This is a genomic window from Vibrio galatheae, assembly GCF_000967545.1.
Classification (GTDB): Bacteria; Pseudomonadota; Gammaproteobacteria; order Enterobacterales; family Vibrionaceae; genus Vibrio; species Vibrio galatheae.
The window spans coordinates 17,177-29,699 of record NZ_JXXV01000028.1 but is presented as its reverse complement, the minus strand read 5'-3'; the positions used below and the strand labels follow the sequence as shown (position 1 = coordinate 29,699).

The 12,523-nt window shown below is 46.0% G+C and carries 14 protein-coding genes, 1 pseudogene and 1 riboswitch; of the genes and pseudogenes, 12 read left to right on the top strand and 3 right to left on the bottom strand.

Annotation, left to right across the window (positions count from 1 at the left end; genetic code table 11):
- Position 1: 1 nt before the first annotated feature.
- Positions 2-460, top strand: coding sequence for a hypothetical protein (locus TW81_RS15650; RefSeq protein ID WP_045956671.1), 459 nt, complete (start codon positions 2-4; stop codon positions 458-460).
- A gap of 154 nt (positions 461-614) precedes the next feature.
- Positions 615-740 (top strand): hypothetical protein, encoded by a 126-nt coding sequence (locus TW81_RS15645; protein WP_338061734.1) that lies wholly within the window; start codon positions 615-617, stop codon positions 738-740.
- A 115-nt stretch (positions 741-855) separates the two neighbouring features.
- On the opposite strand, the gene TW81_RS15640 is transcribed toward TW81_RS15645, so the two are convergent.
- Positions 856-1,635, bottom strand: a complete 780-nt coding sequence (locus TW81_RS15640) for an HAD-IIB family hydrolase (protein WP_045956670.1) — start codon at positions 1,633-1,635, stop codon at positions 856-858.
- A 207-nt stretch (positions 1,636-1,842) separates the two neighbouring features.
- Here TW81_RS15640 and TW81_RS15635 point away from each other — a divergent pair, with 207 nt between their 5' ends.
- The 3 genes from TW81_RS15635 to TW81_RS15625 all read left to right on the top strand — a co-directional run bounded on the left by TW81_RS15635 (position 1,843) and on the right by TW81_RS15625 (position 4,784).
- Positions 1,843-3,039 carry an MFS transporter gene (locus TW81_RS15635; protein ID WP_045956869.1) on the top strand — a complete coding sequence of 399 codons (1,197 nt, stop codon included), beginning with the start codon at positions 1,843-1,845 and terminating at the stop codon, positions 3,037-3,039.
- Entirely contained in the window at positions 3,014-3,967 is a 954-nt protein-coding gene (gene yidZ, locus TW81_RS15630; protein WP_045956669.1) for an HTH-type transcriptional regulator YidZ, read from the top strand. The genes TW81_RS15635 and yidZ overlap by 26 nt, the downstream gene beginning before the upstream one ends.
- A gap of 82 nt (positions 3,968-4,049) precedes the next feature.
- Positions 4,050-4,784 carry an RNA methyltransferase gene (locus TW81_RS15625; protein WP_045956668.1) on the top strand — a complete coding sequence of 245 codons (735 nt, stop codon included), beginning with the start codon at positions 4,050-4,052 and terminating at the stop codon, positions 4,782-4,784.
- Between the two features lie 116 nt (positions 4,785-4,900).
- Here TW81_RS15625 and TW81_RS15620 read toward each other — a convergent pair whose 3' ends face one another.
- Positions 4,901-5,734: an HDOD domain-containing protein gene (locus TW81_RS15620; RefSeq protein ID WP_045956667.1), complete on the bottom strand. Its 834-nt coding sequence runs from the start codon at positions 5,732-5,734 to the stop codon at positions 4,901-4,903.
- 169 nt (positions 5,735-5,903) lie between these two features.
- Positions 5,904-6,013, top strand: a riboswitch (TPP riboswitch).
- A 101-nt stretch (positions 6,014-6,114) separates the two neighbouring features.
- Between TW81_RS15620 and thiD the strand changes: the two genes are divergently transcribed.
- The 7 genes and pseudogenes from thiD (at position 6,115) to TW81_RS15585 (ending at position 11,934) form a co-directional block, all read left to right on the top strand.
- Positions 6,115-6,945 carry a bifunctional hydroxymethylpyrimidine kinase/phosphomethylpyrimidine kinase gene (gene thiD / locus TW81_RS15615; RefSeq protein ID WP_045956666.1) on the top strand — a complete coding sequence of 277 codons (831 nt, stop codon included), beginning with the start codon at positions 6,115-6,117 and terminating at the stop codon, positions 6,943-6,945.
- Positions 6,935-7,681 (top strand): ABC transporter ATP-binding protein, encoded by a 747-nt coding sequence (locus tag TW81_RS15610; protein ID WP_045956665.1) that lies wholly within the window; start codon positions 6,935-6,937, stop codon positions 7,679-7,681. The genes thiD and TW81_RS15610 overlap by 11 nt, the downstream gene beginning before the upstream one ends.
- Positions 7,682-7,772: 91 nt before the next feature.
- Positions 7,773-8,474: pseudogene (locus TW81_RS15605) on the top strand (ABC transporter permease); the annotation flags it as partial.
- Between the two features lie 14 nt (positions 8,475-8,488).
- Complete coding sequence (locus TW81_RS15600; RefSeq protein ID WP_045956664.1) at positions 8,489-9,439, top strand: ABC transporter substrate-binding protein; 951 nt, start codon at positions 8,489-8,491, stop codon at positions 9,437-9,439.
- The gene (tenA, locus tag TW81_RS15595) at positions 9,439-10,104 is read left to right on the top strand and encodes a thiaminase II (protein WP_045956663.1); all 666 of its coding nucleotides are present in this window, start codon (positions 9,439-9,441) and stop codon (positions 10,102-10,104) included. The genes TW81_RS15600 and tenA overlap by 1 nt, the downstream gene beginning before the upstream one ends.
- A 169-nt stretch (positions 10,105-10,273) precedes the next feature.
- A complete protein-coding gene (locus TW81_RS15590) occupies positions 10,274-11,230 on the top strand; it encodes a GGDEF domain-containing protein (protein WP_045956662.1) in 957 nt (318 codons plus the stop codon).
- A 218-nt stretch (positions 11,231-11,448) separates the two neighbouring features.
- Complete coding sequence (locus TW81_RS15585; protein WP_045956661.1) at positions 11,449-11,934, top strand: VOC family protein; 486 nt, start codon at positions 11,449-11,451, stop codon at positions 11,932-11,934.
- Positions 11,935-11,991: 57 nt separating this feature from the next.
- Here TW81_RS15585 and TW81_RS15580 read toward each other — a convergent pair whose 3' ends face one another.
- Positions 11,992-12,492 carry a hypothetical protein gene (locus TW81_RS15580; RefSeq protein WP_045956660.1) on the bottom strand — a complete coding sequence of 167 codons (501 nt, stop codon included), beginning with the start codon at positions 12,490-12,492 and terminating at the stop codon, positions 11,992-11,994.
- Positions 12,493-12,523 lie beyond the last annotated feature (31 nt).

Genomic DNA, 12,523 nt, shown 5'->3' with positions numbered 1-12,523 from the left:
CATGCATAAAAGCGCTTTGTCGCTTGTTGCACTTTTCTTCATAACTTTTGGCCCAACGTTAAGTTGGGCCTGTTCTTATGACGGTCAGTTCAACAACCCTTTTACGGAAAGTTACCCAGGTTCTCTGGGTGTTGCGATTTCAACTCAACAAGCTATACGTAGCCAAGCTATTGAGCGACCAGATAGTTTGCTCGGACCGAGTGGGCTTAGACGAGCGAGCTGGTGGTTGAAGGTGTTAGTCGATCTCTCCCCAGATATTCCCGAAGAAACTTATATCTACTTAGTGGATAGCCAGTTATGGTCTTTGCATCAAGGGGGGAGTCAAATAGCGATACACGTAGATGCGCCGACTTCAAGTGAGAAAATACTGCTGATATCAGAAGCCGCTCTGCATAATGTTGTCAGTAAACATATTACACTGGATACCGCTCTTAAGCTTGGGATTGCTCAGCAACTGTAGATAAATAGGTTCTTAGAACGATGCGCTGATTTCGTGTCTGGGAATCGCTCGCCTGGCAGTAAAAGCGTAAAGTAACATCGCACTTTTTATAGTTTATAAAACCGTCACCAGAGAACTATATTTAACAAATGCTTAACATTTGTTGGAGGTAAGCATGGAAGTTCTCATTCAATTTGACCAGTCAGGCTTATATCAAGATACAACTTGGGGCAAACCCGTCCCTTATCACAAAGGTGATAATCCACTCGGTGAGTCCATTGTCCGCCATCGTGCTGATTGATCAACACCAAGCCCATCTTTACCGTTTGAAACAGCAAGAACATTACGCAAGCTCAGAGAAGTAATCCAAAATATGGGGAGAGCACAAACAAACTCTCCCTCTCAACCGCGTGTGATTAGGTGGCTGTATGATTCAGTAAATCGACGAATTCAGCAAATCCATACCCGCCAGGTTGTTTCATGACCTTGTTCGGTTTATGAGTGAGCTTATCCCAGTAGTGCAGGATATTTTTAACTCCAATCGTTAAAGGAAGTGCTTCGAACATCTGCTGGTCGTTGAGTGAATCACCTACGTAGCAACACTTACCTCGGATATCTTGTTCTGTTAATCCCTGTGCTTTTAAAAATGCGAATGCACTGTTGCGTTTTGAATGTTCTCCATACCAGGCATTAATATGAATTGAACTGGCGGTAGCATGCGCGCCGAGTTGGTGGATTTTAGTGATTACCTGCTCAACAATTTCGTTTGGCACGGGTGTACAGTTTTGTCCAATATCGATCGCCACTTCACACAAGCGATAGGCTTGGTCAAGAGTTAAGCTGACTTGCGGATAATCTGCGAGGATCGCTTCAACTTGGTCCTTCAGTTTCTCTTGTTGTATGCGCATCTCAGAAAGTGGAATCGAACTCGTGAGGGAAATCCCTTTGTTGGTTTTTTCTAAGGTAAATGCGCCATTTTCACCCAATACAGCATCAACAGGCCAAAGCTGTGCGATATGATCACACCATCCGGCGCAAGCCCCTGTTACCGCGACCACTTTAATGCCGCGCTGTTGCAGATTCGCCAGCGCAATAAGAGTTTCGGGTGGCAGTTTTCCTTGCCATGTAAGCGTGTCATCGACGTCAGTTAAGACCCACTCGATAGACTGCCATTCCTTTGAAAGTAAGTTTGCCATTATGTTCTTCACAGTGATCAATGCAGCTAACCATTTTATTAACTTAATTTATAATTTCAGTGAGATAGCTAGTGTTAACCGACAATTGACTGTTAGGTTTTGTCACCCAATGTCGTGATTGGAAATGCTCGTTGTCATAATGGCAACACGCCAAAGTGTGGCTTATCGAATATGATGCTCACATCTGATTTTAACCGTGAGCTAGCTATGACTCGATTTCTTTTGTGCGCCTTCTCCTTTGTACTTCTCTACCCAACCGCGATTGATCTCTACCTTGTTGGCTTGCCGCAAATTGCTCAAGATTTGGCGGCAAGCGAATCACAGTTACACATGGCCTTTTCAATCTATTTGTCGGGCATGGCTGTCACCATGTTGTTTGTTGGTCGCCTAGCGGACAGTTGCGGGCGTAAACCTGTCGCTATTGCTGGCGCGGCAATTTTTGCGCTCACTTCTTGGCTTGGCGGCAGCGCGCAAACCAGTGAGACTTTTTTGCATATGCGCTTTTTCCAAGGTGTGGGGGCGGGGTGTTGCTATGTTGTGGCTTTCGCGATTTTACGCGACACCTTGGATGATCATAGACGTGCTAAAGTGCTTTCTATGCTCAATGGTATTACCTGCATGATCCCTGTGCTAGCGCCTGTGATCGGCCATTTAATCATGCTCAAATTTCCGTGGCCGGTGCTATTTAGTGCGATGGCAGCAATGGGAATCCTAGTGTGTTTGATTGCCAGTTTCGTGCTGACGGAAACGTTAGTAAAACGCCCCTTAGATTTGGTCTCTGGAAAGTCAGCTAACACGAACAACGAATTGCTGCTTGGGCGCTACTTTCTTTCTCGCGTGGTGTTTACCTCGCTGGGGGTAACGGCAATCCTGACTTATGTGAATACTTCGCCCATGATAGTCATGGAAACCCTTATCTTTACTCGTGGGCAATATTCAACAGCAATGGCGCTGTTGGCTTTGGTCGGTATGACTACCTCGTTCGCCGCGCCAGTTGCACTGAATTATTTCAAACAAACCACCTTGCTGCTTGGTTCTCAGCTTATCAGTTTGATGTCGGCTATCGTCATCCTCGCGGCTCACTTGCATGGCGATAGTTCGACGCTTTATATGATTGGCTTTGCGCTAGTAAGCATGGGCTTCTCAATGGGATTTGGTGTGGCGATGAGCCAAGCATTGAGCCTGTTCTCAATTAAGGCGGGGCTGGCAAGTTCGGTACTGGGAATTGCACAGGTGTGTTGCTCAGCCTTGTATATTTGGCTGATGGCCTGGCTTGGTGTATCTGCGGTCAATATGTTGCTTATTGCACTCGTTGCGGCTGGCGTAATAGGTATCTGTCTAATATTATTAGTTTCAAATCAACCACGTAGTGAGCACCATGAAGAAATCTCTTGCACGTCTTGATCTCAATTTATTGCTCACACTCCAGCTGTTGCTTCAAGAGTTGAGCGTCACCAAAACCGCAAAGAAACTTAACGTAACGCCTTCCACGGTCAGTAAATCGTTAAGTAAGCTGCGCGATTGGTTTGATGACCCTTTGTTTGTTAATACGCCGCAAGGTTTGCGTCCAACACCGCTGGCGAGCAGCATGGAAGCGAGTTTGTCTGACTGGCTGCTCATTGGCAGTGAGATTGTGTCACGCCGAGGAGATGAAGCGCCATCTGGGGTGCGATTTAACCTTGGGGTTGAGTCACCGTTATCGCTGATTATGGTCGATGAGTTAACCAAGCGGATTCATCAAACTTATCCCGATTCGAAGATCAAATTTACCAACTGGGATTATGACTCACTCGAGGCAATCACACGTGGCGAGGTAGATATTGGTTTTACTGGCAGAGAGAGTCACCCGCGTTCTAAAGAGTCGCTTGATCTACTGCCGTACTACATTAATTTTGAAGTGTTGTTTACTGATCTACCTAAGGTTTACCTGCGCAAAGACCACCCGGCTCTAGAACAAGAGTGGAATTTGGCGACCTTTTTACGCTATCCGCATATTAATGTTATCTGGGAAAAGAGCGAGAGCTGGGCACTGGATGAAATTTTGATAGAACTGGGTCTTAGCCGCAATGTTAATCTAACCATGTCGAGCTTTGAGCAGGCGTTGTTCGTGGCAGAAAAAGCGGGTCACGACATGCTGACGACAGCGCCCAAATATTGCCAGAGCTATTGTCAACAGTTACATCCAGATTTGGTGGCACTGCCTATTCCTCTTGAAGATCAACAGCTAGACAAGCTTATGATCCCATTTACGATGATTTGGCATAAACGTAACAATCGCAATCCCAAAATCAAGTGGCTAAGAGAGACGATTAAAGGGTTGTATTGCGGTTAACAGCCCTTTAGCTCGACATAGCTTTACTCTATAATTGCCGCGCTTACATTTTGCGATTGCCTGTATTCACTCTGGAAAAACTATGATTTCGAAAAACCAACTTAAATTACTTCGTGCCCTTGGCCAAAAGAAACAGCGTAAGGCGCATGGTTTGTTTCTGGTACAAGGCGAAAAAAATGTACTTGAGTTGGTGAACAGTGATTTAAAGGTCAAACATGTGTTCGCGACCAGTGAATTCCTTGCTCAGCATAGCAGCGAACTGGCTCAATTTGAGTGCATCGAAGCTTCGTTAGATGAGTTAACCAAAGCGAGCACACTTGTCAGTAATAACGCTGCCATTGCCGTGGTTGAAATCCCAAGCGTTGAAATCCCGCGAGCACAAGGGCTGATGATTGCGTTAGATGGTGTTTCGGATCCTGGTAATTTAGGCACCATCATCCGTGTTGCTGACTGGTACGGTATTAAACATATTGTCGCCAGCACAGATTGCGCCGATCCGTACAATCCAAAAACCATCAGTGCAACTATGGGCAGTTTTGGTCGTGTCACGGTCAGCCAGCTCGATTTGCCTAACTATTTAGCGCAGTCAAATTTGCCGGTATACGGTGCGTTTTTAGAAGGTGAAAGCGTACATAAAACGGACTTTGCTGCACAGGGAATCCTACTTATGGGCAGTGAGTCTCACGGTATTCGCCAGCAGGCCGCGCAGTATGTGACGGATAAAATTACCATTCCTGCTTTCGGTGGCGCTGAGTCTTTGAATGTCGCCATGGCGACTGGGATTATTTTGGACAACTTACGCAGACAGCATAACTAAGACAAACAAGACCAAAACACATTTCGTCGCAGCAAGAGTTCGACTCAATCCACGCCACTTGCCGAACCGCGAGTGGCGTTTTTGTTTAGTCGCGATGATGTCCCGTTACAGAGACCTTAAGCAGCAGCGTTGAGCTGTGCAGCTAAATCGCGTCCGTTGCCTCGGAACTTATCCACATTGGGTGCAAATGCGGCTGAGATATGCAAAAGGCGAGAATCTGGATGTTCCGCGAGATAGCGAGCTTTCACTTCTTCACTTTCCAACTCATCCCAATCGCGATGGATAGAACGTGCAAAATGCAAAGTGGTCGCCATCTTAGGTGAAATTTCTGCATCGCGCGGGTCGGCATAGTTGGCGATGGCATCGACCATGGTATCGGGGAATTTCCATGTTTTGGCGAGCTTAGCTCCTAATGTGGGGGCGGTGATATCAAGGATTTCTTCTTGCACTGCGATAGGATCTTCGCCAGCCTCAGCACGCGCGGCTATGATTTGTGCCTCGTTAGGCACTAAGGTGTGAATCATCAACTCGCCAATATTGTGCAAAATACCGGTCGTAAAAACTTCATTACTGTCCATTCCGGTTTCTTCAGCGATCTTACTCGCGATGATCGATACTTCGAACGTTTCTTCCCAGTAGCGATCCATATCGAGTGTGCGGATTTTAGGAAAAGCGCTAGATAATACAGAGGCGACGACTAAGGTACGTACTGGGCCTGTCCCGACGCGGAGCAGGGCCTCACTCACCGAAGAGATGGTTTTACTGCTGCCAAAGTGTGCAGAGTTCGCCATGCGTAACAGACGTGCACTAAGAACTTGATCTGTTGATATTTTTTTCGATAACTGACCAAAGTCCACTTCCTCTTGGTTGACCATATCTAACAGTTCTTGAAGAACTTTTTGAATGCGCGGCAACTCGTTCAAACGAGATAATAGTGCTTCCTGACTCATAGCCTTCTCCTATAATTATTGTGAGCTCAATGAATATAGTTCACTATTTTTGTCTAATACAAAAAATATACGCACTCAATATCATATTTAGTCTGAGTAGCAATCAAATTGATTGGTCGAGCGAGTAAAATAAGTGCTGCAATAGAAGGACTTTTATTGCTATTATCAGCGCAAATAGTCGGGGAGCCTAACCTGTTTGGAAAGGGCTGAGATCGCAAAGCGAGACCCGTTGAACCTGATTCAGTTAGCACTGACGTAGGGAACTATAGGCACTAACGCCTCTTTGTAGTTAGTGCGCTCGCATTCGATGAACAAGCCAGTTTTCCTTCGCTTTCTTTTCGTGGTCGAGAGTTCCTATACGTCTTGTAATAGGAGCATCTATGCCACATTCACAAGACATCACACCCATTGTATTAACCATCGCGGGATCCGACAGCGGTGGCGGCGCGGGTATTCAAGCCGACATTAAGGCCATATCTGCTACGGGTAGCTATGCTTGTTCCGTTATTACTGCGATCACATCGCAAAACACGCTAGGCGTCAGCGCCATTCACCCGATACCTCTTGAACATATCAAAAGCCAGCTTGATGCCGTGTTTACTGATCTCAACGTGGTCGCTGTCAAAGTTGGCATGCTGGCGGACAGCGATATTATCAAAGTGGTCGCGGCTAAAATCCGCCAATACCAGCCTAAGTATCTTGTGGTCGACCCAGTTATGGTGGCCACCAGTGGAGATTTGTTGTTGCAGCAGTCCGCCATTTCCACACTTAAAGAAGAACTGCTGCCTCTAGCTGATCTCATCACGCCAAATCTCCCTGAAGGCGAGGCTCTGATTGGCTGTGAAGCTCCGCAAAATGAAGATCAAATGGGAGCGATGATTGAATCGCTACGTGCGCTCGGTGCCAAAGCGGTGCTGCTCAAAGGAGGTCACCTTGAGTGCGATGACAACAGCAATGATCTTCTTATTGAGCAGGAGAACAGTGAACTGCTGAGTGCAAAGCGAGTGGCAACTGAAAACACTCACGGCACGGGTTGTACGCTCTCTTCGGCTATCGCCTCCTACCTTGCTCAAGGGAATCGCTTGCATAAAGCGGTTTACCTTGGCAAACAGTACATCTCTCAAGCCATCGCGCATGCTGATCAACTTAATGTCGGTAACGGGCATGGGCCAGTACATCACTTCTTCTGTGGGCACACTAATGTCCGCTGAAGCATTTGGCATCGAACTCAAAGGTGGGCAATTGCGTTATTTAGACAACTCAGTTGCGACACTCGCAAATGTGAACATAACGCTCGCGGCAGGAAAATGGACCAGTCTGCTTGGTCAAAGTGGCTGCGGAAAAACCACCTTACTGCGCTACTTGGCAGGCTTGCTGGATAACCAAGTTGAGTGGCATGGCGAGATGGTGCTTAGCCAAGATAGACATCTGTTGGGCCACATCGCCTATATGGCACAGCAAGATCTGTTGCTGCCTTGGCTGAATGTCATAGATAACGTAATGCTAAGCCGTAAGTTTGGCACGCAGAAAATGAGTAGGGCAAGGGCTTTACAATTACTTGAACAAGTTGGCCTTGCTCAACATTGCGATACGATGCCGGCTCAATTATCGGGAGGGATGCGCCAAAGAGTTGCTTTGGCTCGCACACTCATGCAAGACAAGCCAATCGTGTTGATGGATGAACCTTTTTCGGCGCTCGATGCGGTCACTCGTCACAAGCTACAAACCCTGTCTGCTCAATTACTAACAGGAAAAACGGTCGTTTTGATAACCCACGACCCGCACGAAGCGGTACGTCTATCGGATGCGGTCTATCTGCTGCAAGGACATCCTGCTTATGCATCGCCATTAGAGATGCCTACTTCTGTGCCTCCGAGAGCGTTTGACGCAGAGTGCGCAGCCGTGCAGCAAAGTATTTTGACTAGGTTGGAGCGAGATTATGAATAGTGTCGCTAAGCCTAGACTTGCTTTGTCAAATCAAACAACGCGAGATACGCGCGCGTGGCCAATGATCCGCATTGCAACCAGTTTGTTGCTTATTTTGGCAATTTGGCAAGCCATTGTGATGGTGTTTGCCATGCCGAGTTTTATCTTGCCAGCACCGCTTGATGTTTTTACCTGTCTTGTTACGCGTTTTGATGTGTTGTTCAAACACACCTTAGTGACAGGGCAGGAGATCATCCTTGGCTTAGCGCTGGGACTGTCGATGGGGATGATTTTTGCGCTACAGATGCTGTTATTCAAACCGCTTAAACGCTGGTTGCTGCCAATCTTGATCGCCAGTCAGGCGATTCCGGTGTTCGCCATCGCGCCGATATTAATGCTGTGGCTTGGGTATGGCATTGCGTCGAAAGTGGTGATGGCGGCAATCATCATCTTCTTCCCGGTGACAACGTGTTGTTACGACGGCTTACGCAATACACCTTCAGGGTATTTGGATCTGGCGAAAACGATGGGTGCCAGTAAATGGCAATTGTTGAGGCATATTCAATTGCCTGCAGCGTTACCTACCTTGGCATCTGGCATTCGCGTTGCCGTGGTAATAGCGCCAATTGGTGCTGTGGTGGGCGAATGGGTTGGCTCGAGTGCCGGTCTTGGTTATCTGATGCTTCAAGCCAACGCTCGTATGCTCATCGACGAAATGTTTGCCGCATTATTTATCCTTGCACTGCTTTCGGTAACGCTTTATTTCGTTACTGATCAATTACTTAAAACATTTATTCCTTGGGAAAATCAATAAAGAAAGGACACACCGTGAAAACAACGCTAAAAATCAGTGCATTGGCACTTGCTACCTCACTATTGTCAGCTAACGTACTGGCACAAGATAAAAAACTGACTCTGATGCTAGACTGGTTTGTTAACCCGAACCACGGGCCAATTGTCATCGCCAAACAGCGTGGCTATTTTGAGCAACAGGGGGTTGAGGTTGAAATCCAAGAGCCCGCAGATCCAAGTATGCCTCCTAAATTGGTAGCAGCTGGCAATATCGACTTGGCAATTTCTTATCAGCCGAGCCTAACCATAGATGTCGCCGCGGGTTTACCACTGATTCGTACCGCTACCTTGATTGCTACCCCGTTAAACACTCTGATGGTGCTTGATAACGGTGAAAATAACACACTGGCGGACTTAAAAGGTAAGAACATAGGAATCGCCATCGCGGGCAACGAAGAAGCGACAATCGGAACCATGCTGAGACAACAGGGCGTTGAGTTCTCTGACGTCAATATCATTAATGTCGGTTGGGCGCTGTCGTCCTCACTTGCGTCGGGTAAGGTGGACGCTATTTGGGGAGGACTACGTAATTTTGAAACCAACCAGTTGGCGTTAGAAGGCTACCAATCAAAGGCGTTTTTCCCGGAAGAATACGGTGTACCTGCTTATGATGAGCTGGTGTTTGTTGCGAATGCCAAACATCATGATACACAAGCGATTAAAGCGTTTAATAAAGCGTTAGAGCAAGCTACCACCTACATTGTTAATCATCCTCAAGCATCTTGGCAGGAGTTCGTCGCCTATTCGCCAGATACACTCAATAATGAACTTAATCAACGTGCATGGAATGACACTTTAACCCGCTTTGCGTTGCGTCCATCTGCGGTGGACCGAAAGCGTTACGATGATTATGCCGAGTTTATGTATTCGCAGAAATTGATCAAAACCTTGCCAAAAGCGGTGGATTACGTTCCGGAGTTTTACTGATGACCTATCAAGACTTGATCGACGCTTGCTCCTCGGATTGGCAAGAGTACACCGAGCATTCGTTCGTTCAACAACTGGCGTTAGGGACTTTGGCCCAGCCATGTTTTCTGCACTATTTAAAGCAGGATTTTCTATTCCTTAAACAGTACGCCCGAGCTTATGCATTGGCGATTTACAAAGCACGTAATTTGTCCGACATGCGTCGCGCCCTGCCTAGTGTGAATGCCTTGCTCGATTCAGAGATTGCCCATCATGTCACCTATTGCGCTAAGTGGGGAATAAGCGAATCTGATTTGGAAATAGAACCGGAGGACGTGGGGACGGTCGCGTATACGCGCTATGTTCTCGATGCCGGTATGACAGGTGATTTAGTTGAGCTGTATGCCGCTTTAGCACCATGTTCTATAGGCTATGCTGTGATTGGCAAAGCGCTTATCGAGAGTCGTGACACTAAGATTGAGGGCAATCCATATCGAAGTTGGATTGAGTTATATGGAGGCGCGGAGTTCCAGGCGGGTGTCTTGCAAGGTGCGGAACATTTTAATCAGTTGCTTGCTGAGGTAGATCTCAATAGTCCTCGTGGCCAGAACTTAATTCACGTGTTTAAAACAGCCACTCGAATGGAGGTCGCGTTTTGGCAGCAAGGACTTGATGTTAACTGGTAATTTTATTGCGTGAAACGAGCGTTGTAGCATACTCGCGCCGTTCCATATCAGGCATGAATATTGGGATGCAACGCTCGTTTGCCTGCAAATTTATCCGCCTCTCCTAGGGCAACTTCCCAATCAAATGCTAGAATTTTGGGTATATTGGTGCAAAAAATTTGATGATTAAATGCAAGTACCTAACAAGCCAGACAATGAACAGCAACGCCTCGCGGACCTTAAGAAGCTAAGAATCTTGGACACGGCTGATGAAGAGCGTTTTGATCGCGTGACCCGTTTAGCGAAACGGTTATTCGATGTACCAATTGCCGTTGTCAGCCTGATTGATAGTGATCGGCAGTGGTTTAAGTCTTGTTTTGGTATTGACGTCCAAGAGACCGATCGAGACGTTTCATTTTGTGGTCATACTATCCTTGATACCCAACCTATGATAGTTGAAGATGCGACGTTAGATGAGCGCTTTTCTGACAATCCTGCTGTTTTGGGTGACGAGGGGATTCGTTTTTACGCGGGAGTGCCTTTGGTTTATCACGATCACTCGGTTTTAGGGACCTTATGTATTAGTGATACCAAGCCTCGCCAAATTGATGCCGAACAAATCAAGGACTTAATTGACCTAGCTAAACTGGTTGAGCAAGAACTTGCCACTCGAGTCACAGCAACCACCGATCCCTTGACCGAAATATCCAACAGGCGTGGGTTCCGTACTCTGGGGGAAAAGCTGCTAGAGTATTGCCGTTTTGGCGGCTTTCCAGTTTCAGTCGCCTATTTTGATCTTGATAATTTCAAGCAAATCAATGACCAATATGGTCATCAGTTTGGTGATCATACATTGCAACAGTTCACCCAATTACTGCAGAGATCATTTAGAGAGTCAGATCTTATTGCTCGTATGGGAGGAGATGAGTTTGTGGTGTTGATGTCTGGAACGACAGAAGTGGTGGCAAATGTTGCGATAGAACGTTTCGCTAAATCCATCCGGACATTTAATAGTGACGTTTCCAACCCATATAAAATTGAGTTTAGTGTTGGCGTCGCTTCGTCAAAGGTGGATCACAATACAACCCTAGAGTCTTTGGTTCACGAAGCTGATAAACGTATGTTGAACGTCAAAAATCACCCATAAGTCTCGTGAGACTTGCTGCCATCTTACCTAACTCCCTATCCTCCAAGTAGGCGATTAATTGTTAACTCAAGCAACCTATGCATTCATATCGCCACGCATTTTGAATGATGATAATTATTTGTTATTATTTTTATAAGTAATGATAATTTCATTTAATTACCACTGGCTCGTAGACTTTCCACATCGAACTCAAGTAGCGAATTATGTCGGGGAAAGTTATGAAAATGAATCACGTCGGTATTATGGTGGGCAATATGGATCAAGCGGTAGAGTTTTACACTCACGCGCTTGGTATGAAGATTGTCATGAACAATACACAGGTTATCGAAGAGCGCGAGAGCGCAATTGGTCGTATGTGCATTGCTGTATTTGGCGAAGGTTTCAAAGGCTTCAATATTGCGCACCTAGTTACTTCAGATGGTATTGGTGTTGAATTGTTTGAAATGAAAGAGCGTCAGGAGAGACATCAAGTTGATTTTTCGCGTCTGGGCATTTTCCACTTCTGCCTTCAAACCGATGACTTTGAAGGCGTTATGGCAAACGTCGAGAAATTTGGCGGAAAGGTACGTATGGATGTGATGCGCTATCATCCAGAAGATGACAGTAAGCCTGCAAAAATGGTCTATCTTGAAGACCCATTTGGTAATCTGTTTGAGCTATATTCTCACACTTATGAAGAAACCTACGCTTCAGATTACGAGTGATACAACGAAAAATGGATTGGCATAGTACCAATCCATTTGTTATTTGATGTGCTCAATCTATTGCATCATGGCTGTTTTATTAGTAACTACCATGGTCATAATGTCGCGATAACCATCTTTATCTGCATAGTAAGACTTCACTGCCCAAACATTACCTTCCTCGGCGATGAGTTTCCAATCCCATTGAGCACCGTCTTCAAACTCTAGGTGTATGCTGCCATTGTCTAGGAAAGCCCATGTGATGTTTTGAACTGTCCCTTTATCTAGCATCGAATATTGGCCTGTACCATCTTCCATTAGCACCATTTTTCGTTGCTTTTTGCCATTACTAAAAGAAAACATCAGTTCTTGATCTACTACCATATCGTCAGTGATGATTTCATATCCACCGCAATCTAACACTGCTTGTTCAAATTTCTCAGAGGTGTATTCCGCGCCATTGCCATCCCCCATGGTACATAGATTTGATCGGATTGTTTGTTCTTCTGGAGATGATGTTGATTGGCAACCAGCCAACAAAGCGATAGAGAGTAGAGAAACTGACGTTAATACCTTCATAGATAACCTCTTTCCTTGTTTTATATTATGA